Source organism: Erwinia papayae, from assembly GCF_058241465.1.
Map to the genome: position 1 here is coordinate 1 of NZ_JBZCHT010000006.1, position 23591 is coordinate 23591.

Annotated in this window: 32 protein-coding genes; 27 read left to right on the forward strand and 5 right to left on the reverse strand. The window is 48.5% G+C overall.

Going from position 1 to position 23591, the window contains the following annotated elements; genetic code table 11:
- The first annotated feature begins 21 nt into the window (after nucleotides 1–21).
- The gene (locus tag AC3RPL_RS03165; RefSeq protein ID WP_490738978.1) at nucleotides 22–159 is read left to right on the forward strand and encodes a hypothetical protein; all 138 of its coding nucleotides are present in this window, start codon (nucleotides 22–24) and stop codon (nucleotides 157–159) included.
- Between the two features lie 32 nt (nucleotides 160–191).
- Here the strand turns inward: AC3RPL_RS03165 and AC3RPL_RS03170 are convergent, their stop codons facing one another.
- The 5 genes from AC3RPL_RS03170 to AC3RPL_RS03190 form a co-directional block, all read right to left on the reverse strand.
- Entirely contained in the window at nucleotides 192–458 is a 267-nt protein-coding gene (locus AC3RPL_RS03170; protein WP_442982872.1) for a hypothetical protein, read from the reverse strand.
- Entirely contained in the window at nucleotides 455–1084 is a 630-nt protein-coding gene (locus tag AC3RPL_RS03175) for a nucleotide-binding protein (protein ID WP_490738958.1), read from the reverse strand. Before AC3RPL_RS03175 ends, AC3RPL_RS03170 begins: the two co-directional genes overlap by 4 nt.
- Before the next feature lie 105 nt (nucleotides 1085–1189).
- Nucleotides 1190–1972 (reverse strand): SprT-like domain-containing protein, encoded by a 783-nt coding sequence (locus tag AC3RPL_RS03180; protein ID WP_442982873.1) that lies wholly within the window; start codon nucleotides 1970–1972, stop codon nucleotides 1190–1192.
- 418 nt (nucleotides 1973–2390) lie between these two features.
- Nucleotides 2391–2690: a type II toxin-antitoxin system RelE/ParE family toxin gene (locus tag AC3RPL_RS03185; protein WP_442982874.1), complete on the reverse strand. Its 300-nt coding sequence runs from the start codon at nucleotides 2688–2690 to the stop codon at nucleotides 2391–2393.
- Complete coding sequence (locus tag AC3RPL_RS03190; protein ID WP_442982875.1) at nucleotides 2680–2943, reverse strand: plasmid stabilization protein; 264 nt, start codon at nucleotides 2941–2943, stop codon at nucleotides 2680–2682. The genes AC3RPL_RS03185 and AC3RPL_RS03190 overlap by 11 nt, the downstream gene beginning before the upstream one ends.
- Before the next feature lie 81 nt (nucleotides 2944–3024).
- On the opposite strand from AC3RPL_RS03190, the gene AC3RPL_RS03195 reads away from it, so the two are divergent.
- The 26 genes from AC3RPL_RS03195 to AC3RPL_RS03320 all read left to right on the forward strand — a co-directional run.
- Complete coding sequence (locus AC3RPL_RS03195) at nucleotides 3025–3774, forward strand: SDR family NAD(P)-dependent oxidoreductase (protein WP_490738959.1); 750 nt, start codon at nucleotides 3025–3027, stop codon at nucleotides 3772–3774.
- Between the two features lie 3 nt (nucleotides 3775–3777).
- The gene (locus AC3RPL_RS03200; protein ID WP_490738960.1) at nucleotides 3778–4008 is read left to right on the forward strand and encodes a hypothetical protein; all 231 of its coding nucleotides are present in this window, start codon (nucleotides 3778–3780) and stop codon (nucleotides 4006–4008) included.
- A gap of 1172 nt (nucleotides 4009–5180) precedes the next feature.
- The gene (locus AC3RPL_RS03205; RefSeq protein ID WP_490738961.1) at nucleotides 5181–6056 is read left to right on the forward strand and encodes a replication initiation protein; all 876 of its coding nucleotides are present in this window, start codon (nucleotides 5181–5183) and stop codon (nucleotides 6054–6056) included.
- A 91-nt stretch (nucleotides 6057–6147) separates the two neighbouring features.
- On the forward strand, nucleotides 6148–6828 hold the full coding sequence (locus AC3RPL_RS03210) for a helix-turn-helix transcriptional regulator (protein ID WP_442982877.1): 681 nt from the start codon (nucleotides 6148–6150) through the stop codon (nucleotides 6826–6828).
- Between the two features lie 301 nt (nucleotides 6829–7129).
- A complete protein-coding gene (locus tag AC3RPL_RS03215; RefSeq protein WP_442982878.1) occupies nucleotides 7130–7309 on the forward strand; it encodes a hypothetical protein in 180 nt (59 codons plus the stop codon).
- Between the two features lies 1 nt (nucleotide 7310).
- Nucleotides 7311–7529, forward strand: coding sequence for a hypothetical protein (locus AC3RPL_RS03220; RefSeq protein ID WP_010617332.1), 219 nt, complete (start codon nucleotides 7311–7313; stop codon nucleotides 7527–7529).
- Nucleotides 7530–7639: 110 nt separating this feature from the next.
- Nucleotides 7640–8350: a lytic transglycosylase domain-containing protein gene (locus tag AC3RPL_RS03225; protein ID WP_490738962.1), complete on the forward strand. Its 711-nt coding sequence runs from the start codon at nucleotides 7640–7642 to the stop codon at nucleotides 8348–8350.
- On the forward strand, nucleotides 8347–8652 hold the full coding sequence (locus AC3RPL_RS03230) for a TrbC/VirB2 family protein (protein ID WP_490738963.1): 306 nt from the start codon (nucleotides 8347–8349) through the stop codon (nucleotides 8650–8652). The genes AC3RPL_RS03225 and AC3RPL_RS03230 overlap by 4 nt, the downstream gene beginning before the upstream one ends.
- Before the next feature lie 12 nt (nucleotides 8653–8664).
- Complete coding sequence (locus AC3RPL_RS03235; RefSeq protein WP_490738964.1) at nucleotides 8665–11403, forward strand: VirB4 family type IV secretion/conjugal transfer ATPase; 2739 nt, start codon at nucleotides 8665–8667, stop codon at nucleotides 11401–11403.
- Between the two features lie 21 nt (nucleotides 11404–11424).
- Nucleotides 11425–12138: a TrbJ/VirB5 family protein gene (locus tag AC3RPL_RS03240; RefSeq protein ID WP_490738965.1), complete on the forward strand. Its 714-nt coding sequence runs from the start codon at nucleotides 11425–11427 to the stop codon at nucleotides 12136–12138.
- Nucleotides 12139–12147: 9 nt separating this feature from the next.
- A complete protein-coding gene (locus AC3RPL_RS03245) occupies nucleotides 12148–12390 on the forward strand; it encodes an EexN family lipoprotein (RefSeq protein ID WP_490738966.1) in 243 nt (80 codons plus the stop codon).
- 5 nt (nucleotides 12391–12395) lie between these two features.
- Complete coding sequence (locus AC3RPL_RS03250) at nucleotides 12396–13505, forward strand: TrbL/VirB6 family protein (RefSeq protein WP_490738967.1); 1110 nt, start codon at nucleotides 12396–12398, stop codon at nucleotides 13503–13505.
- 78 nt (nucleotides 13506–13583) lie between these two features.
- Nucleotides 13584–13721, forward strand: a complete 138-nt coding sequence (locus AC3RPL_RS03255) for a hypothetical protein (protein WP_010617325.1) — start codon at nucleotides 13584–13586, stop codon at nucleotides 13719–13721.
- Nucleotides 13714–14403, forward strand: coding sequence for a VirB8 family type IV secretion system protein (locus AC3RPL_RS03260; protein ID WP_490738968.1), 690 nt, complete (start codon nucleotides 13714–13716; stop codon nucleotides 14401–14403). The genes AC3RPL_RS03255 and AC3RPL_RS03260 overlap by 8 nt, the downstream gene beginning before the upstream one ends.
- Nucleotides 14400–15290 carry a P-type conjugative transfer protein VirB9 gene (gene virB9 / locus AC3RPL_RS03265; protein ID WP_490738969.1) on the forward strand — a complete coding sequence of 297 codons (891 nt, stop codon included), beginning with the start codon at nucleotides 14400–14402 and terminating at the stop codon, nucleotides 15288–15290. Before AC3RPL_RS03260 ends, virB9 begins: the two co-directional genes overlap by 4 nt.
- Nucleotides 15291–15349: 59 nt before the next feature.
- The gene (gene virB10 / locus AC3RPL_RS03270; RefSeq protein WP_490738970.1) at nucleotides 15350–16618 is read left to right on the forward strand and encodes a VirB10/TraB/TrbI family type IV secretion system protein; all 1269 of its coding nucleotides are present in this window, start codon (nucleotides 15350–15352) and stop codon (nucleotides 16616–16618) included.
- Entirely contained in the window at nucleotides 16615–16806 is a 192-nt protein-coding gene (locus AC3RPL_RS03275; protein ID WP_442982888.1) for a hypothetical protein, read from the forward strand. Before virB10 ends, AC3RPL_RS03275 begins: the two co-directional genes overlap by 4 nt.
- Nucleotides 16796–17821 (forward strand): P-type DNA transfer ATPase VirB11, encoded by a 1026-nt coding sequence (virB11, locus tag AC3RPL_RS03280; RefSeq protein ID WP_490738971.1) that lies wholly within the window; start codon nucleotides 16796–16798, stop codon nucleotides 17819–17821. Before AC3RPL_RS03275 ends, virB11 begins: the two co-directional genes overlap by 11 nt.
- The gene (locus AC3RPL_RS03285) at nucleotides 17818–18222 is read left to right on the forward strand and encodes a cag pathogenicity island Cag12 family protein (protein ID WP_490738972.1); all 405 of its coding nucleotides are present in this window, start codon (nucleotides 17818–17820) and stop codon (nucleotides 18220–18222) included. The genes virB11 and AC3RPL_RS03285 overlap by 4 nt, the downstream gene beginning before the upstream one ends.
- A 9-nt stretch (nucleotides 18223–18231) precedes the next feature.
- The gene (locus AC3RPL_RS03290) at nucleotides 18232–18585 is read left to right on the forward strand and encodes a hypothetical protein (RefSeq protein WP_490738973.1); all 354 of its coding nucleotides are present in this window, start codon (nucleotides 18232–18234) and stop codon (nucleotides 18583–18585) included.
- Nucleotides 18586–18618: 33 nt separating this feature from the next.
- Nucleotides 18619–18924, forward strand: coding sequence for a conjugal transfer protein (locus tag AC3RPL_RS03295; RefSeq protein ID WP_442982891.1), 306 nt, complete (start codon nucleotides 18619–18621; stop codon nucleotides 18922–18924).
- Between the two features lie 190 nt (nucleotides 18925–19114).
- A complete protein-coding gene (locus AC3RPL_RS03300) occupies nucleotides 19115–19672 on the forward strand; it encodes a hypothetical protein (protein WP_490738974.1) in 558 nt (185 codons plus the stop codon).
- Between the two features lie 2 nt (nucleotides 19673–19674).
- Entirely contained in the window at nucleotides 19675–19977 is a 303-nt protein-coding gene (locus AC3RPL_RS03305; protein ID WP_490738975.1) for a dpoa decarboxylase, read from the forward strand.
- 747 nt (nucleotides 19978–20724) lie between these two features.
- On the forward strand, nucleotides 20725–22470 hold the full coding sequence (locus AC3RPL_RS03310) for a type IV secretory system conjugative DNA transfer family protein (RefSeq protein WP_490738979.1): 1746 nt from the start codon (nucleotides 20725–20727) through the stop codon (nucleotides 22468–22470).
- A gap of 8 nt (nucleotides 22471–22478) precedes the next feature.
- A complete protein-coding gene (mobC, locus tag AC3RPL_RS03315) occupies nucleotides 22479–23231 on the forward strand; it encodes a MobC family replication-relaxation protein (protein ID WP_490738976.1) in 753 nt (250 codons plus the stop codon).
- Between the two features lie 50 nt (nucleotides 23232–23281).
- On the forward strand, nucleotides 23282–23591 hold a 310-nt coding region (locus AC3RPL_RS03320), incomplete at its 3' end, for a thermonuclease family protein (RefSeq protein ID WP_490738977.1).

Consider the following 23591-nt stretch of genomic DNA (forward strand, 5'->3'; position numbering starts at 1 on the left):
GCTGAACAGGTTAAAGCGGGCATGGCCTGGGCTTACCGCTATCGTGGTCATGCTACCGATAGCAATATGCTCAGGCTCGAAACCATCGCAAAGAAAAATAAGGTGGGGCTATGGTCAGCCCCTAATCCTGTTGAACCGTGGAAATGGAGGGAAAATTAGAGATAGAAAGATAGCATTATATAAAGATATCTTTATATCTTTAAGTAATCCCGAAGTAATTTTTCTACTATCTCCGTTTCCGTTGTCCTGACCCCGGTTTCCGCCTGCTGCCTGGCGACATGCAACTTTAATTCGTTAACAACTTCAACTGACAGCCTGAATATTTTTTGCTGCGAAACCGGCTTATCAACTTTGTCCTGCCTTTGTGGTGCTCTCCCTTTTTCAGCGAGATCCGCCGCCCCGCCTTCCAGAAAACTTGTTGGGTCTTTAAAATTGGCCAAATCAGGTTTTTTCTTCACGCTGTAACCTCCCGGAAAACACTTTCTATTTCAGCAATCGCGGCATTGTCTTTGCCGAACTCCAGCACAGTAGCCCCCTCCCCTATCGCTCGTCGGTACGCAACCCGCTCACAAACCTGACTGTTCAGAACAGGAAGGTTTTGCTCGGTGAGAAATTCCAGCATGTCGGCAGCGTCCTTTGTCCGCGAATCTACACGGGTTAAAAGCACTTTGACGTCCAGCTCAGGATTGTAGTCACGCGCAAGCTCCACGACCTCTAACAGGTCGGTCATTGCGGCTGCGTCAAGGTTGGATGCACCAACAGGAATAATGGCTCTGTGAGCTAACAAAAGTGCTGAACGCAGCCCGGTAGCATCTCTCCCCCCCACATCGACAATAACGTTGTCGAATCCGCCGGCTAACGCTTTTCCCTCATTAAAAATCGCTTTACCCGTCAGGCAGGTAGTTGTCGGACTTGGATCATAAGCCGGATTGTCACGACGCCAGGCTGCCCAACTGGCAGCGCTGGCCTGTGGATCACCATCGATAAGCAATGCCGTTCCTGTGCGGGATAACATTGTAGCCAGATGAACGGCCGTCGTGGTTTTTCCTACACCGCCCTTGGTATTCACTACAGCATAAATCATACCGCGCCTCCTTTTGATATATTGATATCAATATATCACCATTAAGGGAATTATCAAGATATAGTGATATCTAGATAATTAGATATCACTATATCAAAAAGTAAGTTACTCCTGCGGATCTAGCTGGCACTGGCATTCACCACAAATGAGAACGGCGGAGGGTTTCGCCCAGGCGTTCAGCCCGCACTCCGGGCAACTAAATTTTGTCCGGGTTCCGGTGCCTTTAACCGGGGGTTTAATCCCGTTTACAGCATCGTCGTCGTCAGGAGTTTGTCCGGGACGAGATTTACTAATTGTCAGCGTTAACCGATTAATCAGGTCAGTATCATTCTTGTCTGTGGCCGCAAGCCAGTCCTCCAGAATATCGCTGTTGGTCTTCGAGGTGACGCTTGTTCCCGTTGTCCAGCGGTCATACCAGGAAATGGAAAAGCCGTTTTTTAGCAGGTCATACACGGCTTTCTGAAACCTGCCGCCGCGAATGATGTAATGCGTCATTTGCTGCCCTGTCTTTTTTCCGCCCGGTCGGCCAGTATTTGACGGCATCAGACCCACGTCCTCCATTTTTGCCCCCCAGACCCGATCGTGATATCCGCCCCGGCACTTTTTGACGGGGGTATAGTGTTGCCACACATGCACCATCTCATGAACCAATGTTGACAGCATGTCAGCCAGAGAACGGCCACCGAAGTAATCAGGGTTCATCGCCAGCTCTGAAATACTCGATTCGCCTGTAAACCGTTCAGGGGCAAAATAACCGAAGGTATTTCTTCCACGTTGTAACGTGATCAGGAGATCCGGCAACGCCTTTTCAAACAGGACGACATTAAACCAGTCATACGCTTGTTGAAGCTCGCTGTAGGCTTTGATTGCGGGTTTAATCGTATTCATAACTCCCTCGCGTTAATTGTATTGTACAAAACAATTATACTCTAACGGGCGGGGACTGGCGTGACCTTCATCACAAAAGATATCAATATATAAAGATATCTAGATATTTTTATATAAAGTTTTCTTTTAACCCTTGTTACGCAGTGGGGAGGGCAACTCTGAATTTGTTAAAAGTGTTTCATGAATGTTTGAATTTAACATTTATTAAACATGCGCTTTTATGGCCATTTCCCAGGAGAAAAGCCTCTCGAATAGGGGTTATTGTCTTCCTGTTTCACGAAACTGATGTTTTTATATGTAAAATCATTGATTTAACATAAAAGGCATTTGGCGAACCAAATTTAGGGGAGGGTAGAAACAAAAATGGGGGAGGCGGTATCCGCCTGGCTATCGGTTGCCTGAGCGACTAGGCGGGCACTTAGAGAAAGAATCGGGGATTCTGACGCTGGCCTACAACCGCCAGGATATTGACGCGCCGGGCTTCATCATTCACTTCGTAAAGCACATGCTGGCCAAGTAAGCTAATACGGCGAACACCTTCACCATAGCGCTCATCGGTTTCGTACAGGCGAGGGTAATCCGCCAGGCGCTCCGTTGCATCGATCAGACGATCTGTCACGTTCCTCGCATCCCAGAGAGACGCATTCTCGGCCAGATATTCAAACAATGCCGCTATATCCTCGGCTGCTCCAGGACGCCATTCTATTTCATAGATCATCACGCAGTTCCTGATAACGATCCTGAAGCTGCTGGCGTAGGTGCGCGGTACTCATTCCCGGTCGCTTATCTGCGCGTGCTGCTGTGACCTTTGCACGTACCTGATCGTCGTATTCCGCTTGAGCCAGTTCTTCATTGGCGAGGCGCTGTAATAGTGCGACCTTGTCAGCGCTACCCTCCGGCAGAATGCTGGGCAGGCTTTCGGCCAGTTCACGCAGGAAATTCGCATTCTCATAGTGTGTGGTGTTATTCATAGTAATACTCCAGTTTTCCGCTCCCTATCGACTCACAGTATATACTCTCGATCACTTACAACCCACCATGAGGATTTTCAGATGTCAGCAAAAGTAGTGGTTATTACGGGTGCCCTTTCCGGTATTGGCGAAGAGTGTTGTCGGCAGTTTGCCAAAAATGGTTATAACGTTGTCTTCTCTGGTCGAAAAGCTAAACGTGGTGAAGAACTACAAAACGAATTACGAAATCTCAATCCCCAGTGTCATTTTGTCCTCGCAGACGTTGTGATTGAAGACCAGGTCGCAGCCTTGATAGAAAAAACCCGCCAACTGTACGGCAAGATTGACGCACTGATTAACAGCGCTGGAACAGAAGGACAGCCCGCACCTCACGATCAGACTACCGTTGAAGACTTTCACCGGGTATTTGATGCTAACGTACTGGGAACACAGCTTGTAATGAAACATACGTTGCCAGTTATGAGCAAACAGGGTTCTGGCAGCTTGATCAATATTTCGTCGCAAGCTGGGCTGGTTGGTATCCCAGGAGGGAGTGTATACGCTGCCAGCAAACACGCGGTTAATGGACTGACGCGCTCCGCAGCGCTTGAAGTTGCATCCAAAGGCGTTAGGGTTAATGCGATTGCACCTGGTCCCGTAGAGACTGATATGTTTGACCGTTTTGTTGGTCGTGATGCAGCCGCAAAAGCAGAATTCCTCAGCAGAATGCCGACAGGGCGTATAGCCACAACGGGAGAGATTGCAGCTACAGCGCTGTTCCTGGCCTCGGATGCAGCCCGCTCAATCGTTGGACAGATAATAACGGTTGATGGCGGATATTCGGTCGGTTAATTGATGATTTGGCGCTGGGAGTCCGCAACCCGTTGGTATGAGGCCGAGCTAATAAGTGACCTGTTTGGTGACTGGCTGGTTGTTCGTCGATGGGGAGGACTTTATAGCGAACGTTACGGCACAAAAACGGATGTTGTGCCTGATTTGTTTTCTGGCGTAGCGCTGCTGTTTGAAATTGACCAGGAACGGCAGCGCCGTAATCCTCCTTACACCCTGCGCAACAAATCGCTGTGAGGGGTTCTGTGCCGGAACCGCCGAAATTTCCGGCGCAGCGAATTAGTCGATTTTTGAAGCATGTTTTGCATGTGCTGACGTGTACGTTTATGGTGCCGTGAGTGAGAACTTATCCGTACCAGCTATGTGATACGTTGCGAACAGTGATTTTTCGCTCCAAACGGCTAATTCTTTGCTATCCGGTTGACGACGGTCTTACGTACGGACCGCCGCACTCCAAAATTCTTGGGGCACGGAAATTTCGGCGGTTCCGGCGTACAACCCCTGTGAGCTTCTTTCGTCTTCGACTGTCCGGCTTTTTCATTGAGGATGGACCGAAAAGCAGGGCTACGCACGGCTTGCCCTGCCTTGAAACCCGCTTTGCAGGGGGCTGACGCAGTTCCGTTTTTTATGTTCGCTTACTTGTTCACTGCGTTCACGCTTCGGCGCGTATTTGCCGCTGTACGCCTCTGTAAGCGTATTTCGCGCCTTACATGCCCTGATGGGCATAAAAAACCACTGAGCCGCCCTAAGAGCGTTCTGCGCAGTCTGAGAGGCATTAATGCACTGAGACAGAGATCCCGCCGCTCGCCGCAAGGCAAGATTAGGGAGCCGCTTTGCGGCGAGTCTGTCTTGGCGAGGAAGCGGAATATCACCCATTGCTGGCCGGAAGCACGTTCGCGAATTGGTTAAATGTTGCACAACCAAGATTTGAGCAGGGTTAATCGATGCTAGGATGATCTGCCCTCCGGTTGTCTGCAAAGTTATCCACAGGCGTTGTTTATTAAAATAACTTCTCTTTTCTTCTCTTTCTTTAGATCTTAAAAGAGTTGTCGGGAAAGAAACGGCATTATAAGTAAGTGAAGGTTACGCAATAACGTTATGAAATTATTGTTATATTTTTATAATCCATGATGGGCTGCTTCGTTTACCATGATGGGCTACTTCGTTTACCATGATGGGTTGCTTCGCTTACCATGATGGGCTGCTTCGTTTACCATGATGGGCTGCTTCGTTTACCATGATGGGCTGCTTCGTTTACCATGATGGGCTGCTTCGTTTACCATGATGGGCTGCTTCGTGTCATCCCCAGATTTCGAAACCAACATTTCCATGATGAAAAAAAATTGACCATCATGGATGTGTTGTATAAAATTTAGCTATGTGAGGGTCTAATGAAATTGAGAGCGGGAATGAAAATCACAAAAAAAACCAAAATCCGGCATAGAAACGAGTTGAACAAAACACTCTCGCAATTACCACTGCAAGCTAAAAGGGTGGTTTATCTTGCGCTAGCACCTATCGACAGTAAAAATCCAATAGAAAATGGGAGGATTTTTAAAGTAACCGCTAGTGACCTTTCAGAAGCTGCTGGAATTAGCCTTACGTTAGCTTATCAACAGTTAAAAGAAGGGGCGAAACTGTTAAAAGATAGTAGCTTGCTATTAACTGGAAATGATATTGTTTTATTGTCAAAAGACTTGGGTTTGCCATATACAGAGAAAAATAGACCAAATGAAATCGATTTATCAATTACCGATTATTGCGCTTATTTTAATAATTCTGGATATCTTGAAATTCGATTTTCTAGATCTATGGAACCGTATATATCGAATCTTGTAGGTGAAAAAAATAGATATACTACGAAGTTTCTTTCATCGGCAGTTAAATTAAGCGGTATGTATTCATCTTCATTATATCAGCTTATCAGAAAGAATTATTTAATGAAATCTTCTTATGTAAAGTTCAAAATAAATATAAATGATTTGAAAGATGAAATTTTAGCATATGAAGTAGGGGAGAATGAAGAGGTTGTTTATAAGTATCCAGAATTCCCTATTTTTAAGAGAGAGGTTTTGAATAAGGCAATAAAAGAGATAACTAGTAAAACAGAAGTGGTTGATATACAGATCACAATAGTGGAAAAAGTAGGGAAAAAAGCTAGTAAGCTATTGTTTGAGTGTCAAGTAAAAGATGAAGTTTTAAGTGATGATGTAAAGAATTCTGTTTGTCGTTTGGAACTAGAGGATATTGCTTTTCTTAAGTTATTAGATGAGAAAGGAATATAGTTGAATTAGCTTACTTTTATTAATAGTGTCACCGAGAAGGATTGCAGCCTCCTCGGTGACTGATCAAAAAAGTCCGTAGGAGGATCTTTCTATGACCAAGAAAGAGGGTAAACTGTCTTTGTCAGAGGTGCAAGCCCTTATGCCAACGATTGAAACATATGTAGAACAACCACTAATCCCCGTTGGGGGTGGCATTGTTCTAGTAAAGGATTTGCACCATCGTTTTGTTGCATCCAACATGGTGTTCAGCCGCTTCTCAGGAATTAATCCTTATAAATTACAGGGTCTTTGTGATTTTGATATGCCTTGGGCTGAAAGGAGCGATATCTATACCAATCATGAAGACGCTATTCTATCCGGCGAAACTTATAACGTCCTTGAACCGTTGCCAGGAGTTGTTAAGGCATTTCTGCATACATCTAAGGAAATTATTTATGATAGAAAAGGTATTCCTGCTGGGACGACTGCAACAGCCATTATTATGAATGGTGCCGTTGATTTCTCTAATATCACAGGAACAGCAAAGCTAGTAAAAGTATCGCCATATAAGGGTGTAAACTTGACTGCGAACGAGGCCAAGGTGTTGTTCTTTGTCCTCAAAGGAATGAAACGAAGTAAAATAGCTGAGGTGATGAATATGTCACTTGCTAACTATGACTACTATTTAAGGAATATCAAATTAAAGTTTCATACCGACTCAATAGTAAAGCTGATAGAAACTTGCATTGAGCGCGGTTATCATGAAAACTTTCCTTTTCAGATAGTTACATGAATTGTTAAATATTTTGCCCTATGAGATCTCATAGGGTTTCTATTTTTGGTCTTTGACTCCCCATCCTGCTGATCCTATCTTCGGCATGTAACACAAATCAAAGCTAACAAACTGAAAAAAAGGACGTGCATTCGTCCGGGCTTCTTATTGCCAAAATTTGCTCTTTAACAAATTGGAACGGGCTGTCACACAACCAAAATTCAGGGTGCCGCTGAATGTTCTCGCTAACCCGTTTAAATCGGAATGCAGAATCGGGATGTGATTGACTTTTATTTATCAAACAAAAGTGAAGGAGTTAGTAATGGAAAATACTATTTTCGATGAAAGTATTCACGATAAAAAAGGCCACTGTTTAGTTATCGGTAAGCCAGGTTCCGGCAAAACGGTCATGCGGGCGGTTCTTGAGCAATGCGTCACCAAAATAGAACTTGATGACGTAACAGAATTTAAATTACCAACGGATAAGGGGAAGGGAAAGTAATATGCGTAAACCAACCTTTAACGTGTACGTCACGCAGGAATCCCAACCCGGCGAGCACGGAGAAAAAAATACTTACTGGACTAAAGTCGGCGTGGCCTTTGCCCACAACGGCAAACCGGGGATGAACATTATGATCACGCCCGGTATTTCCGTTTCCGGCAAGCTGGTACTTCTCGAACCGAAAGACGACGCCGCCCCGCAGGCTGCGCCTGTGGGGTAAACGGAGGCTGCCTGTGAATATCGAATTTTACGGCTGGCGCGCCTTTGCCGTCTGGTTGCTGATTCTGTTCATCATCTGGCTGATCGCCATTTTCCTGTTCTGAGGTTGCCATGCTTTCCACCACTGCTTTTCTGGCGGTGGCCATGCAGTGCGCCGCCACCGTTCACCCGTCCACATCGCTTGATGTGGCAAGGGTGGAATCCGGTTTTAACCCCTATGCCATCGCGGAAATTGTGCCAAAGAACGAGAGGGCACCCGGTGACAAAGGTTTTATTACTCACCTGCCAAAAACCAGAGAGGAGGCTATCCGCATCACCAGCCAGATAGAGGCCAAAGGTCGCCGCTATTCTGCCGGGCTGATGCAAATCACCAGTACCAATTTTCGTCGTTACGGTGTCACTGCCAGCGATCTGTTTAATCCCTGCATCAACCTTACCGTCTTCGAAAAAATCATCACCGACTGCTATCAGCGTGGCGGCACCCTGAAAAGGGCGCTCAGTTGCTACTACTCCGGCAATTTTGACACGGGGCAGAAAAAGGAGGCCGAGCTTTCACAAACGAGCTACGTGCAACGCATTGGCTACACCCCGACGACCGCCCGCTATGCCGTTCCCGGAACCCGTGAAGACAAAGCGTCTTCGATGGCAACCGTAGAGGCAATACCTTTGGCTTCACCCTCACGCCCGCGTGTGGTGTGGCCGGGTTCTGTTGTGCGCGGCGTTCCGTCAGGGCTACGCCAGAAACAGGCTACCGCCGTTTATTACCCCGCGCAGGTTGTGCGCGGAAATCATGACGTCTCAAAAAATGAGGAAGAAAAATGAATTTTTTCAGCAAGTTAAAAGGAACTGTCAGCCGTTTTGTTGCCTTTGTATCAGCGTTATTTATGACGGCATTGACGGCAAGCCCGGCATTTGCAGACGGATTCCAGCGTGCGAATACCGTCATGCAGAAAGTATCAACCGGGCTTCATGGTCTGGCCGCCATCACGATCACCGTGGCGGTGATCTGGATTGGTTATAAGACGCTGTGGAAAGGTGAAAGCCTGGGGCAGTGTGGCTATATCATCATTGGCGGCATTCTGATCGGCGGGGGCAGTGAGATCGGCGCCCTGCTGATGAGCTAAGAGGCTGACGATATGGCAAAGCTGCTCAAGGCTATGAAACGCCCGGCGGCGCTGTGGGGGGTGCCGATGGTGCCCCTGCTGGGTGTCACGGGCGTCACCATTATTGCCGCTATCTGGACTTCCGTTGCATTTATGCTGCTGCTCCCGGTGGAATTTCTGGTCATGAAATCCCTGACCAGAAAGGAACCGATGCGATTTAACCTGATCGCCGTGTGGCTGAGAGCGAAGGGGAAGCCGATAGCGAATCGTCTGTTTGGCGCAACGACCTTCATGCCTGTTGAGCATGAAAACGTTGATATCAAGGAGTTTCTCGACGAAATGAAACTTAACCAGTGTGCCACCGTTAAGAAATACATACCGTATTCCTCACACATTCATGAACACGTTGTCCGCTCGCCAAAAAGCGATCTGTACTGCACCTGGGAGCTGCTGGGAACGCCGTTCGACTGTGAGTCTGAGGAAACCCTGGAAATAGGAACAAATCAGCTTCACGGGCTGTTCCGCTCGTTTGAAGGAATGCCGGTTACGTTTTATATCCACAATGACCGTAATCAGTTCGCTGACTCGCTGCACAAGGTGTCCGGCAACCCTTACGCCGATGAAGTCAGCGGGCTTTACTATTCCTCCCTGGGCAACTTCCGCCGCAACCGTTTGTTCCTGACCGTCTGCTATATGCCTTTTGCCGGGCTTGAAAAAGCAGAGCGTAAGCGGATGAAGGACGGGCAGAAACTGCGCGAGCTGGACGCTGCCCTGCGGGAAATGCTGGAAATCAAAGGCTCTCTCGATAGTGCGCTGTCGCGCTATGGTGCCCACTCCCTGGGGACGTTTACCGAAGGGGAGGCGGTGTATTCGTCGCAGTTGGCCTTTTATGAATACCTGTTAACGCATGAATGGCGCAGGGTGCGCGTTACCCGGACGCCAGCTTATGACGTGATGGGGTCGGCGGCGTTGTTTTTCGCCGCAGACTCCGGGCAGGTTAATCATGCCAACGGAACGCATTATTTCAGGGGACTGGAGGTGAAAGAGTTCTCGGAAGAAACCGCGACCGGGATGATGGATTCGTTGCTCTATGCGCCCTGTGACTATGTGATCACGCAGACGTATACCTGCATGTCCCGTATTGAAGCGCAAAAAGCCATTAAGCGCACAAGACGGCTGCTAATGAGTGCCGATGATGATGCTGTGTCCCAGCGTCTGGATCTGGACGTGGCGCTTGATCTGCTGATGTCAGGAAAAATCGCCTACGGGCGGCATCATTTTTCGCTGATGGTGTTCTCCCGAACGCTGGACGGACTGGTAGCCGATACCAACGAGATCAGCAACGCCCTGAACAATATCGGCATCACCCCGGTTCCTGCGGAACTATCGTTGTCGGCGGCGTACATGGCGCAGCTTCCGGGCAACTACAACCTGCGGCCACGCAAGGGGGAACTGAGCAGCCAGAACTTTGTGGAGCTGGCCGCGCTGCACAACTTCTATCCCGGTAAGAGGGATAAAGCCCCCTGGGGGGAGGCGATGGCGTTAATGCCCACCCCGTCAGGGGATGGCTACTATCTCAATCTGCATAACACGCTCGCCGAAAAAGACGACTTTAACGAGAAGCACCCGGCCAGTACCTGCATTCTCGGTACGAACGGCTCCGGTAAAACCATGCTCATGACTTACCTCCAAATCATGCAGCAGAAATATGGCCGCGCTGACAGCTTTTCCCCGGAGGCCAAAACCAAGCGGCTGACGACCGTTTACCTCGATAAAGACCGGGGCGCGGAAATCAATATCCGGGCACTGGGCGGACGTTATTACCGTGTCGCCAGCGGTGAGCCTACTGGCTGGAATCCGTTTTCTCTGCCACCAACGCGGCACAATCTCAATTTCATCAAGCAACTTATGAAAATATTGTGTACCCGTAACGGCGCTATCATCTCTGAGCGTCAGGAAAAACGACTGAGCCACGCGGTTGATGCCGTGATGAAAGATTCGGTGGAGTACCGCTGTTTTGGTATTACCCGGCTGAGGGAACAACTGGCCGAACCCGCGACGAAAGAAGATCAGGAGAACGGTCTGGATATCCGGCTTTCCAAGTGGGCTGAGGGCGGTGATTTCGGTTGGGTGTTCGATAACGAGTATGACACTTTTGATATCAGCAACTGCGATAACTTTGGCATTGACGGTACGGAGTTCCTGGACAATGCCGATGTTCGCGCCCCTATCACGTTTTACCTGCTGTACCGCATCACCAGTTTGCTGGACGGTCGCCGTCTGGTGATTTTCATGGATGAGTTCTGGAAGTGGTTACGCGACCCGGTATTTAAGGACTTTGCTTATAACAAGCTGAAAACCATCCGTAAGCTGAACGGGATGCTGGTCGTCGGCACCCAGTCGCCGGATGAAATTATCAAGGATGAAATTGCGCCCGCGGTTGTTGAGCAGTGCGGGACGCAAATACTGGCGGCCAACCCGAACGGCGACCGTGCGCACTATGTTGACGGCATGAAGTTTGAGCCGGAAGTGTTTGAGGTCATGAAAAATCTCGACCCAATGGCGCACCAGTATGTGGTGGTAAAAAACCAGTTCAGACGGGGTGATACAAAACGTTTTGCTGCCCGCGTGACGCTTAATCTTTCCGGTGTAGGCAAATACACCAAAGTCATGAGCGGCAGCGCTGACAACCTCGAAATCTTCGATTCGCTTTACCGGGAAGGGATGCAGCCGCATGACTGGCTGGATAGCTACCTGGCGCAAGCACTCTGAAAAAATCAAAGGAGTAACATAATGAAAAATCGCTTTTATGCTCTTATGCTGGCGTGTGCGATAGCAAGTCCTCTGGCACAGGCTGGCGGCATACTGGTGTTTGACGCCACGGCCAAGCTGGAAAACTTTCAGCAGTGGCAAAAGGAGGCCAAGCAGTGGCTGGAGACGGCACAACACTACAAAGACCAGATACAGGCGTACAAGGAACACATGTTGGCCATCTCCGGTGTGCGTGACGTGGAGGCGTTCGTTGACCAGGCCAAAAGCCTGAAATCCGACCTTGAGAAGTTCCGCAAGCCGGGGCAGGCACTGAATGATCTTCTGCTGTCCGGCGGTGCTTCCGGGCAGTTCGACGCGCTGTACAACAAGTATAAGATTTTCGACACCTGCAACGCGGAGCAGTCGAAAAGCTATGCTGAGGTGTGCAAGCAGGAGGTGATCAACAAGGCGGTGCAAATTGAGCAGACCGACGAAATCCAGAAGCAGGTAACTGAAACGCTGGGCGACATTAACACCCTTTCCCGGCGCGTGTCGTTGTCAAAAGACCCGAAAGAATCGCAAGACTTGGCAAACAGTATCCAGTTAAAGTCAGTGATGCTGAACACGCTCACCACCCAATGGGAAATGAGCGTGAAGGCCGCCGAGAAGCGCGAACAACTGTTGCAGGAGGAGCGTGTTAAACGTTGGAATCAACAGCAGTTGAACGCACCGACAGCAGACTTAAATAATCTATGAGGTTTTTAAATGGGTGCAAAAAATGTCATTTTAATTTTTCTTTTGGTTTCAAGTGCCTCTCTCGTTGGGTGTAAGGAAGAAGCCAAAACCACAAAATGGTATCGGGATAATCCTGATGAATTAAAAGTGGTATATGAAAAATGCCAGAAATCCGGCAGCGCCTCAGAAAATTGCAAAAATGCTAACGAAGCGCATTATCAAATACAGCAGCTTAATGCACCAACTCCAGACTTAAATAATTTAGAGGAGTAGCTATTATGAGCGGAGGTACTTTCCAAGGTGTTGAAAAATACTTGATTGGAGGTGTAACCAACGCTACAAAAGGTCTGATGATGAATTACTCTCATATGGTCATGGGGCTGGCTGTAACGTCAGCCACCCTGTATATCATGTGGCGTGGATACCAGACGCTGGCTGGAAAGCTGACTACGCCGATGGAAGACACGATGTGGGACATCATGAGGATGGCGATCATCCTCTCTTTTGTGGCGAATGTAAGCGGATACCTCGATGGTGTTATTGATGCCATTAACGGATTAAAAGAGGGTTTTTCAGGTAGTGAAAATATATGGGCATTACTGGATACTTTATGGAATAAAGCTAAGGTTTTAGGAAAAACACTGCACGATTTGGATAATTCAACCTACGTTAAGGACGAAGGATTTATCTCTCAGGCATATGTCTGGAGTGGGGTTGGCGTGTTAATGATAGTGACTGCGTTCGTTTCAATGGTTGCCGAAGTCATGATTTTACTTCTTAGTATTACCGCCCCGATATTTATCTTTTGCCTGATGTACGGATTCTTACGCCCGATGTTTAATAATTGGCTACAAAATATTTTTGCGGCCATATTAACTATTTTGTTTTCAGCTCTTTCGTTAAGGATAGTAATAAATTATTTAATGTTAGTAATGAACAAGGCAACTACGATTGCGGATAAATCAACTATCGTTGAATTAGGTGCGCAGGTCTGCCTTGCCGGGATTTGTGCAGCTATCCTGATATATTTTTCTGCAAAACTGGCTGGAGCGCTTGCGGGCGCAGCGGCAACAGCATCGATGCAGGGGCTGGCCGCAGTAGGTATTGGTGCCGCCGCTTTTACTGCTGCCAGAATGCTTCTTCCGAAAGGGCAACGGCAAGTTGGCGGAAAAGACACCCCAACGCCTGGAGGCGGTGGAACGTCGCCGTCAAGTCCAGGAGGGCAGAAGCCGTATGATGCACGGGAGGCGCGTAAAAATTCCATCCGGCAAATGGAACAGCGTAATGCAATGCGTACGCAGGAAACGAAAAATACTGCCACGAAGTCATCAATAAACTGGACGACACAGCCCCCTGTAAATCCCAATCCTAAGCAGCCTAAACCCTGAGTTATCCGGCCTTATATAAACCGATTAAAATATAATCGTATTTTAATATCCACTTAATTTCATAAAAGGAAATTCCTTATGAAACGCTTGATTGCGTTGGCTTTGCTGTGTGCGCTTTCCGGCTGCGCACAGCCTCACTTTCCGCCGGAAGTCGGCGGCAAAGCGAAACCAGTCAACACCCCTCAAATTATGGCGGAGCTGAACAGTCATGAATGAAAAGGAAAAAAAACTAATCGCAGAGTCAAAAAACTTTGAGCAACGCATGATCGACCGCGATAAAAACGCCACGCGAGCGGGGTTTGCGGTCGGCGGTGTGGGATTGCTCATCGCCATTTTGGCGCTAGTCGCCGTGGTGGTGATGCTGCCGCTCAAACAGACGGACGTTGAGCTGTATACCGTGGATAACCACACCGGACGGGTAGAGCACGTTACCCGAGTATCCAAGACCAGCCTGACCGCAAATGAAGCGTATCAAAAGGCGATGACCGCCAACTACGTGAATCTGCGCGAGCGCTATGTTTATCCCGCTTTGCAGGATGATTATCAGACGGTGCAACGCTACAACGCCCCACAGGTGAACGACGATTACCTGGCGTTGTACGCCGGGAAAAACGCCCCTGATAAGGTGTACAACAACGGCGCAAACACGGTGAAAATCGACATTATTTCCAACGTGATCACCGATGGTACCGACCCGGATAAAGTCGCTACCGTCCGCTATAAAAAAATCATCCGCCGCCTCGCGGATAACAGTATTCGCACCGAATACTGGGATGCGCATTTTACGTTTAACTCTGACCCGACCAGGGAAATGAGTGACGAAGAACGCGAATCCAATCCCTTTGGCTTCACCGTTACGAGCTGGCAGGCAGACCGTGAAATCCGGGGAGGCGAATGATGAAAAAAATCACGCTAACCGCGCTGGCACTGATGATGTGCGGCGCGGCATGGGGAGCCGCAAACCCGCAAGCCAGCCGCTATGACAGCCGGGTGCAGCAGGTCATATACAACCCGCAAAACGTGACGGTGGTCAACACCAAAGCCGGATTCATGACGACGCTGGTTTTTGATGATGATGAAGCCGTTATCAGCGCAAAACCGGGCTTCGAAGAAGCCTGGGAAGCCAAGCCGGACGCTAACCGGGTTTACATCCGTCCGGTTGCGCTCACGCAGGGCGCACCGGGTGAGGACGGCAACACGGCGCAGGTGGTCATTCCCCCCAACGGGCGGGACTGGCATACCAACCTGTTTGTCGTCACCAGTAAGCGCGTCTACAACGTGGAGCTGAACGTTATCGACGACAAATCCGCGCAGCAACCGGCTTTCCAGGTGTCCTACCGCTATCCGGGCGAAGCGCGAGACAAGGCAAGCCGTGAATCGGCTGCACGTCAGCGGGAATGGACGCAGAAGCAGGAACAGGCCAGGGTACAAAAAAGCCTGGTCGCGGCGCAGGTACCGCGTAACTGGGACTACTGGATGCGGGGAAATGCCAGCAGTATTGCCCCGGATTTTGCCTATGACGATGGTCGCTTTACGTTCCTGGGCTTTTCGCCGCAAAAAGACATTCCTTCCGTGTTCCGCTACCTCGATGGCAAAGAGCAGGTGGTTAACAGCAGCGTCCAGAAGAAAGGCAACTTTACCGTGCTGGTCATTCAGGAAACAGCCACCCATCTTGTTCTGCGCTCAGGATATGCGGTGATCGGGCTGGAAAATCGCGGGTTTGGCAAAGTCCAGGCTACCGATGGTTCCACAGTTTCCCCGCAGGTCGAGAGAGTCGAAAAGTAACGACTTATCATTCTATAAAGATATAAACATATCTTTATATCTAATCGGGAATACCACTCATGAGTGAAGAAAATAAACAGCCTCTGCCGGAGGACGTACCCCAGACGCCGCCCGCTTCCCCGGTGCAGCCGGAGGAAAGCATTGCCGCCCTGGAACGAGAAGCCCGCGCAAAACGCGAAGCCGAGTTGAACGAACAGCAGGAGGACAAAGAGGCAAACCCCGTACAACCCGCCGTCAATAAGCTGAAGAAGCGCAAACGCGGTAAGGCTACCGCGTTTCTGGCGATTGTGGCCGTGGCGCTGATTTTTGCCGCATGGGGCGGTAACTGGGTTTACCGCAATCTTATCTGGCAGCCCAAGGAGGAGAAAAAAGCAGCGGACAGCGGGCGGACCAATAAAACCGATTATCGCCAGCGCACGGATTTGGGGCAGGACAATGATACCGGGCAAGCCGCCCCGCAGGAGGGGGGCAGTACAGCCAGCGGCACAACGGGAGGGCAAATCGCTCCGCCCGCTCCCGCAGGACTCGACAAAGCCCAGTTTCTGGTACGCCGGGAGGGTTCCGCTTCATCAGAAAGTCAGGTGAAAACCCGGCGGGAAGAAATGACGATGAAAGCGTCACAAACCGCCGCGCAAAACGACAGCAGCCCGTCAGCAGCGGCGGATAAGGCGGGTGCCCCAGCACTGAAACAGGCCGAACCCGTCAGACGTATCCCGTATAACCCGGATTTGTATGTACCGGAAAATACGGCGATCCCCTGCTCGCTGGATTACCGGTTCGTGTCTGACCGGGCGGGTAAAATCCGCTGCACCATCACCAAAGATATCTGGAGCGCCAGCGGTAACACCAAGCTCATTGAAAAGGGCACGGGAGCCACAGGATTGTATGCAACAGGTGCGGAAGACGGCATGAAACACGGGCAGGGACGCGCGTTTATCATCATCACGAAACTGCGTACCCGTCAGGCTCCTTTCCTCGATATTCCGCTGATTGATACCAATGCTGCCGGGGAACTGGGTGAGGCGGGCGTTGACGGCTGGATTGATAGCCACTTTGGGGAGCGCTTCGGCAACTCGTTAATGGTTGGCATGATCCCCGATATTGGTGCCTGGGCATCCAACAGCGCCGGGAAAAAAGACCGCAACACCGATTACACCGAAAACAGCCGTCAGGCGATGGCGGAAATGGCGAAAACCACGCTGGAGAACAGCATCAACATTCCGCCAACGCTCTACAAAAACCAGGGCGAAATCATCAACCTGATCACCGGGCAGGATATTGATTTTTCCAATATCTACACGCTGAAAATGAAAGGAAATCCACAATGACCAGAGAAGAACAGTTTGATTATTTACAGATAATCCAGACTGGCCATGAGGGGGCAATCGCCGGGAACCCGAATGAGGCCAACGCCCTGAATATCTGGCAGCGTCTAACGGAAAGCAAAACCGCATTGGCCGTTTTGTCGCAATGCACCACCAAAATCACGCTGAAAGGAGCAAGCAATGGCCGTTAAGAATATTTCTCTCGACCGCTACAAACAGCGCTTCTTTGGTGATTTTCTGGAACTCCCCGGCCTGACGGAAATCGCCGTTAACCGTCCAGGGGAACTATGGACGAAGATTGATGGTGTATGGGCGCAGCACGCCGTCACGCTGACCTATGAGGACTGCTACGACTTTGCCCGCTGCCTGGCAAAACACCAGGGCGACAACGTGGAAGACATTAAGCCGGGGCTGTCGGCCACACTGGAATCCGGCGAGCGTTGCCAGGTGGTTGTTCCCCCGGCCTGTGAGCGTAATACGGTATCAATCACCATCCGCAAGCCGTCAACGGTACAAATCCCGCACCAGGCGTATATCGACGCAGGTTTTTATAACCGCGTGACGGGAGCGGAGAAGGTCTGGACGCACGATGATGAATTGATTGAATTGTACAATACAAAAAATATTCCGCGCTTCATGGAAAAGTGCGTCGAGTATGGCAAGACGATCGCCGTTGCTGGCGAAACCAGCACCGGGAAAACCACCTATATGAAGACGTTGATAGGCTACATTCCCGTCTATCTGCGCATCGTCACCATCGAGGACAACCCGGAGATCACCTTCTTCATCCACAAGAACTACGTGCACCTGTTCTACCCGTCTGAATCTGCCGATGAAAAAGGGGCTATCGTCACCCCGGCCAGTCTGTTGCGCTGGAATTACCGTATGAACCCTGACCGTATCCTGCTGACGGAAGTCCGGGGCGGAGAAGCCTGGGACTTCATCAAAATCACGGGTTCCGGCCATGAAGGAAGCATGACCTCCATTCATGCCGGTTCCGCAATGGAAGCGGTGGACGGTTTTATCACTCGCTGCAAGGAAAATCCGCAGTGTACCGGGCTGCCATACAGCTTTTTGCTCCGCAAAATTCTGGACAGCCTGGATGTGATCGTGAGTATCGATCTCGATGGCAACGTGCGCCGGATGAACGACATTTATTTCCGCCCGCTGCACCGCAACCAGTATTTTGAGGAGATGAAAGCATGAGAAATTTGTCAGCTATCGCGCCTGTTGTGCTTGTACTCCTGCTGGCCGGGTGTTCATCACCTCCGCCACCGCCCCCCGTCGAATGGGATAAACCCGCTGCACCGATGAACGGAACGTTGCCGCAGTGGAGCGATAATAACGTCACTGTCACCGCCCCGGCGGTAACAGGACGATGGTCAACGGTACTCTACGCTTTCAATGGCAGTGAAACGGTCTACACCCCGGAGGTGTATTACGCCGTCGCACACTCTCCGCGCATTGTGGTAGCAACACCAGGCGGCGCGTCATTCTTCACGGCTAAAAACTGGCTGCGAAAACACGGTGCGAAAGGGGTTATTCAGTACCAGCCCAAAATCCATTGCCTGACGTGTAATGAAACAGACGTGTATTTAGCGCGTTAAGGAGAGCAGGTGTTACCACAACTACAACATACTGGATTTACGCAGATGCTGGTTTACCCATGCAGGAAAAATAGCGCTACGAACGAAACTGACGCTCTGCAAATCACCATGACGCATGACAAGATGGTTGAAATAAACCTGCTTCTCACCGAAGCCGGGGTAGCCAGAAAACCTAAAATCACATTACCGGGTGAAAATGTCATGCTGGTTGTTCTGGATGCAAGTAAATTCCTTTATATCGCCGCTCGCCTGGTACTGACGCTGGCCGATGAATTATTAAAAGGCTGGTTTGCAGAACTACAGGACAAAGGCATTAAAAAAGTCATAGTGAGAACGAACGATACCCGAACAAAGCCAGAGTAACCCCCACCAACACAGTTAAAAAAGGAATAAACCATGAAAAGAACCGCAATCGCGGCAGGCATCATCTGCCTGGCCGCTGGATTCTCCGCCCCGGTATTTGCAGCCGACCCGTGCGAAGTTGTTTTGTGTATGTACGGAAAAGCCACGGGTAACAGCGGCGGCAGTGAATGCAGCAGCGCGGAGAAAGCGTTTTTTAAAATCAATGCATTTAAAAAACATCACCGATTTAATCCGGGGAAAACATTCGATATGCGCAAAGAATTTTTAGGCGAATGCAAAGCGGCAGACCCGGAAGCAATCAGCAAAATTATGTCTAAGTTCGGACGCATAAGGGGATGATATTATGCACTGCATAGGATGCTATGGCCCTCCTGATAGTTGGGTAAATAAAATAGACGACATACTTTCACTTAGTGGAACAACTGTTTTTATGATCTTGGTCGTTCTGGTTCCCTTGGGTATTGGCTTACTAATACATATGTATGCCAATAGAAAACCAGATAAAAAAAGCTAATACAGGAGAATTATTATGTTACCTATTATTTTGTTCCCTGTCATCGCGTGGGCTGTCATTGTTATTATTCTGCGCAATGATAAAAGTAGCGCTATCATCCCTGTCAGGGTAGAAAGAGGGAATAGCATCACGCAAACATCAATATCCCATAAAGACCTGTCACATATTCATTACCGTGCACTGACGTCCAGACCTTTTTATAGATTTGTCGCCACTCTGATTTATCAATGGTTGCGTAGCCTGACAAACGTCATTTATCTGTTGCCACGGGCAATTGTGTATATAGCTTTTATCTACTGTATCTATGACCCTTCCGTTATAACCCAGATTAATCTTTCCACCGTGCAATTGGTGTTTGAGACGTTATCGAAGAATATAGAGTCAGTTATAAGTCTGATTCTGGCCATCTCGGTACTTGAGCTGGTTTATCGTGAAGGGTTTTATTGTCTTTCTTCCAGTTCAATAAATGAAATTGGCGAGTATAGAACCCACCTTATCCGACAGCATTTGAATTTCCCGGAAGACGCAAAAATCGTCATTCAACGCAGCAAAAGGAAAAAATCGGAGGGGTAATAATGGCTGATGATATTTTCATCCAGAATATTAAATCGAAAAATAAAGACAGAATATCGGCGGCGGTCATATACGATTTGATAGAAAAAGAAGCACATCGCGGTTGCGGGCTTCATTATGAAATCTATGAAAGTAGATTGATTGGCGGTTTGCTTGAACATATCGCATTTCTGAATGAAAAAGACGCCGCCACGTTAAGGGAATATGCCGAACGAAAGGGAACCAGAATTGACGATGATGCCTATCGTGACGCACTGGAAGCTGAAAGGCAATGCTGGACAGAAATATACCGCGATCAGATTTAAATCTCACAGAAAGATTTTGCATTGTACAATACAACGAAACTTACAGGCGACGGGCTTTTAAGGCTTCTTAATTTTTGGCTTCAATTTCGGAGAAATTGTTAAGACGAAAAATTAAGAAGTGAGTCGCGGGCGGAAGGTTCAATTTCGAAGAAATTGTTAAGCTTCCGTATCCCGCGCCTCACTGCAAACATTTTCACGGAGTGAAAATTGCAGCAGCCGGGGGGAGCCGGAGTGATTTTTCACGGCCTAGTGAAAAATTGCTCTGGGGGGCTTGCCCCGCCACACCGTCGGGCCTAAGTCGGCTTTATCGACGTGGCGCGACCACCCTCTTTAAAGCAACGTTTCCGATTTTGACGAGCTTGCGAGGAAAAAGAGGTAAAACGTGCGTCTTAAAGGGGGTGGTCGCGCGTAGCGCGCGACGGTGTGGCCGTAGTTGACCTTGGGGACTTTGACGGAGCGTCCAGCGTAGTCATTGTCCCCATACGTTCGGAGTAAGGGCGTTCAAGCCCGCACGAAGAATGTACTCTTTTTGTAGTGAAATCAGGTGATTAATTATCACCGCATTTCACTATGCCCTTGACGTTGACGCTTGGTGAAAGAGGGGATTAATTATCCCCTCTTTTATGCCATTTATCTGCTTTATGGCAGCAAGGCATGGCAGCATCTTATGGCAGGGGGGTTCCGCTGCTATTTACCGCTTCCATGCCTTGCTGCCATACATCTAAATTAACACGGGAGAAAATATCTATGGGTAATCATCTGATGCAAAGGCTAAATGCCTTTGCTGACGCCTTTTCATTTTTCCTTTTATGGCTGCAAAACAGCCCGGTGATATTGTCGTTACTCGCCGGGCTGACACTGCCGTTTATCTTCCATCTTCCGCGAGAGGAAAGAAAAAATGCACCGTTCTGGTTAAAAAGCGTTGCGTGCATATCTATCTTCTTTTTTATTTTTGGCACGCTATCACCGCTAACCATACAGGGATTGAGTTACTTTTTTGATGCACTCAATAATCACTCACTGGTAAGTATTCCTTTGTGGATTTTAACTTTCTTGTTTACTACCGCAGGGCTGATATTCCATTTAATAGCGCGGCGACTTCTTGCCGGAGAAATTGACAGCTTGAAGCACAGGCTTATCAAAAAAAGTAAACTGGAAAGAAACACCAGAACCGATGTGAGGGACGTTAAGGAAATGCTGCCGGATAGCGTGTCATATGATCCGCTTGAATACATCGACCTAAAAAAAGGAGTTTTTATCGGACTCGACAAAGACGACCAGCCGCAATATATCACCGTAAAAGAATTTCAGTCACAACATGCGGCCATCATCGGAACCACGGGTTCGGGTAAAGGGGTGAGCGCAACCGTTTTACTTTACCAGGCTATCATGCTGGACGAAGCTGTTTTTGTCGAAGATCCAAAAAATGACGAATGGGCACCACATGTATTAAGAGAAGCCTGCCGGATAGCGAATAAGAAATTTATTCTTATTGATTTAAACAACCTTAATTTTCAGATGGATTTACTTGCTGGAATATCACGCGAACAACTGGAAGAATTATTTAATGCGGGATTCAGTCTTACAAAAAAAGGTCAGGGAGCCGATTTTTATCGGATAGCTGACCGACGCGCAGCCAGAAACACAGCGGCAACTCACCAACCCGGAATGACATTGAGCGATTTATTTAATACTGATTTTGTAAAGTCATTGCAAGAAAATATCCCGGCTTTTTATGGTGAACTGGAAGAAATCGCGCTGGTAAACTCCATTAATGCCAATGATGGTTTTTCTCTCAAACAAATATTTGACGAGGGCGGATGTTGTTACATTATTGGGTCAACACGCAACCAAAAAATCATATCTGCACAACGAATGATTTTAACTCGTTTGATTCAGATAGCAGAAACCCGCGACAGAATAAACAGCAAACCCCGGACAGTCGCTATATTCCTTGATGAATTGAAATACCACCTTTCCCGCCCAGCACTGGAAGGACTCGGAACCGCAAGGGATAAAGGTGTGCATATCTTTATGGCATTTCAGGCTATCGATGATTTGCGAGATTGCCCGGCTGATTTAAATCCTGAGTCCGTGATTGGTGCAGTCGTCGAGAACGCGAAATTTAAACTTGTGTACCAGCTACAGAATCCAGAAACTGCCGAATGGGTGGCAAGAATGACGGGTTCCATTCTGGTAGATGATGAAATGAGGAAAGTAAAAACAGATATTGCATTAACGGAGAAGATGGAAACAGACAGGATGATCCGCCAGGCTGAAAGATATTATATAGACTGTAATATGCTGTTAAATCTTCCGCCTTTTGTTGGTTTTGTTTTTACACCTACCGACCTTGCCAAGGCCACAAAACTTTCCCACATAGTCGTTAAAAAGTCGCATATCAACACGCTTTCATTTAAATGTAATGGCTATGACGCATCTGAACCCACGGATGAAATAGCCGAAGAAAACAAACCGACTGTTAACTTGTGAGGTCAACCATGCTTATTCACGATGTGGCAAAGAGGAAAGAGGCAGCGGCAAACAGGATGCTATTACTGCTGAACTTTCTGAAAGAAGAAACCTATTCAGATTTGCGGATACTAAAAAGAGCTGTTCGGTATAAAAGCAAATCTCACCAACCTATTTATGAGTTACTTAATAAAGCTGTTTTCATGGGTTTTATAATAAAGCATGAATACCCGGTATTGACCGGGAAAAAATCGCTGTGGGGAATTACCATGCAGGGGCTGGCGATGGTGGTTATGCCTGACGATGAGGTTTTCCCTGGCTACTTTGAACCCGGAAAACTCAAATACTGGTCACTGGAGCACCGCCTGTTAAATCAGCGGGTACGACTCACCCTTGAGGAAAAAGGAGCCAGCCATTGGATAAATGGCGACCGGGGCGAATTTATGGCGCGTTATCCTGGCACAAAGCACAGGCCGGACGGGATTATCACTATGGACAACGGCGCAATCATCGCGGTCGAAACAGAGCGCTCCATGAAGACCCGCGCCCGCTATATCAACATCATCAACAGCCATCTCTCGGCCAGCGATGCCGGACACTGGCACTATGCCATGTACGTTATGCCGGATGAACAAAGCAAGATGTCTCTTATCAAGCTGTTTGACGGCATAAAAACAGTGATCAGGAAAAATGTCCCCGTTCCGTTCGATGCAAAAAACCGTGAAATGTTTCTTTTCAGAACCATAGATGAACTTGAACAGAACTCATCACATAGTGATTAAATAAGATATCTTTATATAAAGATATCTGAATATCTTGATAAGGAGTGTGTATGTTGCGTAATTTCCGTTTGATGGTTGTGTTTCCCCTGCTGCTTCCTTCCCTCTGCCTGGCTGATTTTTCCGGGCGCGTGGTTCGCATCGTGGATGGGGATACTGTCCAGGTACTGGCAGATGGCAAAATGCAGAAAGTTCGTCTTAACGGCGTCGATGCCCCGGAGTCGGGGCAACCGTTCGGCCAGCGCTCAAAGCAGAACCTGCTTAAACTGGCCGCACAGAAACAAACGGAAGTTATCGCCAGTAGCACAGATCGCTATGGTCGCTGGCTGGGAACGCTGATGATTAACGGTATCGATATCAACG

Bases quoted from the DNA above. Each gene is read 5' to 3' on its own strand.
- AC3RPL_RS03165 (WP_490738978.1), top strand. From the start codon at position 22: ATGGCCTGGGCTTACCGCTATCGTGGTCATGCTACCGATAGCAATATG.
- AC3RPL_RS03175 (WP_490738958.1), bottom strand. From the start codon at position 1,084: ATGATTTATGCTGTAGTGAATACCAAGGGCGGTGTAGGAAAAACCACG.
- AC3RPL_RS03180 (WP_442982873.1), bottom strand. From the start codon at position 1,972: ATGAATACGATTAAACCCGCAATCAAAGCCTACAGCGAGCTTCAACAA.
- AC3RPL_RS03185 (WP_442982874.1), bottom strand. From the start codon at position 2,690: ATGATCTATGAAATAGAATGGCGTCCTGGAGCAGCCGAGGATATAGCG.
- AC3RPL_RS03190 (WP_442982875.1), bottom strand. From the start codon at position 2,943: ATGAATAACACCACACACTATGAGAATGCGAATTTCCTGCGTGAACTG.
- AC3RPL_RS03195 (WP_490738959.1), top strand. From the start codon at position 3,025: ATGTCAGCAAAAGTAGTGGTTATTACGGGTGCCCTTTCCGGTATTGGC.
- AC3RPL_RS03200 (WP_490738960.1), top strand. From the start codon at position 3,778: ATGATTTGGCGCTGGGAGTCCGCAACCCGTTGGTATGAGGCCGAGCTA.
- AC3RPL_RS03205 (WP_490738961.1), top strand. From the start codon at position 5,181: ATGAAAATCACAAAAAAAACCAAAATCCGGCATAGAAACGAGTTGAAC.
- AC3RPL_RS03210 (WP_442982877.1), top strand. From the start codon at position 6,148: ATGACCAAGAAAGAGGGTAAACTGTCTTTGTCAGAGGTGCAAGCCCTT.
- AC3RPL_RS03215 (WP_442982878.1), top strand. From the start codon at position 7,130: ATGGAAAATACTATTTTCGATGAAAGTATTCACGATAAAAAAGGCCAC.
- AC3RPL_RS03220 (WP_010617332.1), top strand. From the start codon at position 7,311: ATGCGTAAACCAACCTTTAACGTGTACGTCACGCAGGAATCCCAACCC.
- AC3RPL_RS03225 (WP_490738962.1), top strand. From the start codon at position 7,640: ATGCTTTCCACCACTGCTTTTCTGGCGGTGGCCATGCAGTGCGCCGCC.
- AC3RPL_RS03230 (WP_490738963.1), top strand. From the start codon at position 8,347: ATGAATTTTTTCAGCAAGTTAAAAGGAACTGTCAGCCGTTTTGTTGCC.
- AC3RPL_RS03235 (WP_490738964.1), top strand. From the start codon at position 8,665: ATGGCAAAGCTGCTCAAGGCTATGAAACGCCCGGCGGCGCTGTGGGGG.
- AC3RPL_RS03240 (WP_490738965.1), top strand. From the start codon at position 11,425: ATGAAAAATCGCTTTTATGCTCTTATGCTGGCGTGTGCGATAGCAAGT.
- AC3RPL_RS03245 (WP_490738966.1), top strand. From the start codon at position 12,148: ATGGGTGCAAAAAATGTCATTTTAATTTTTCTTTTGGTTTCAAGTGCC.
- AC3RPL_RS03250 (WP_490738967.1), top strand. From the start codon at position 12,396: ATGAGCGGAGGTACTTTCCAAGGTGTTGAAAAATACTTGATTGGAGGT.
- AC3RPL_RS03255 (WP_010617325.1), top strand. From the start codon at position 13,584: ATGAAACGCTTGATTGCGTTGGCTTTGCTGTGTGCGCTTTCCGGCTGC.
- AC3RPL_RS03260 (WP_490738968.1), top strand. From the start codon at position 13,714: ATGAATGAAAAGGAAAAAAAACTAATCGCAGAGTCAAAAAACTTTGAG.
- virB9 (WP_490738969.1), top strand. From the start codon at position 14,400: ATGATGAAAAAAATCACGCTAACCGCGCTGGCACTGATGATGTGCGGC.
- virB10 (WP_490738970.1), top strand. From the start codon at position 15,350: ATGAGTGAAGAAAATAAACAGCCTCTGCCGGAGGACGTACCCCAGACG.
- AC3RPL_RS03275 (WP_442982888.1), top strand. From the start codon at position 16,615: ATGACCAGAGAAGAACAGTTTGATTATTTACAGATAATCCAGACTGGC.
- virB11 (WP_490738971.1), top strand. From the start codon at position 16,796: ATGGCCGTTAAGAATATTTCTCTCGACCGCTACAAACAGCGCTTCTTT.
- AC3RPL_RS03285 (WP_490738972.1), top strand. From the start codon at position 17,818: ATGAGAAATTTGTCAGCTATCGCGCCTGTTGTGCTTGTACTCCTGCTG.
- AC3RPL_RS03295 (WP_442982891.1), top strand. From the start codon at position 18,619: ATGAAAAGAACCGCAATCGCGGCAGGCATCATCTGCCTGGCCGCTGGA.
- AC3RPL_RS03300 (WP_490738974.1), top strand. From the start codon at position 19,115: ATGTTACCTATTATTTTGTTCCCTGTCATCGCGTGGGCTGTCATTGTT.
- AC3RPL_RS03305 (WP_490738975.1), top strand. From the start codon at position 19,675: ATGGCTGATGATATTTTCATCCAGAATATTAAATCGAAAAATAAAGAC.
- AC3RPL_RS03310 (WP_490738979.1), top strand. From the start codon at position 20,725: ATGGGTAATCATCTGATGCAAAGGCTAAATGCCTTTGCTGACGCCTTT.
- mobC (WP_490738976.1), top strand. From the start codon at position 22,479: ATGCTTATTCACGATGTGGCAAAGAGGAAAGAGGCAGCGGCAAACAGG.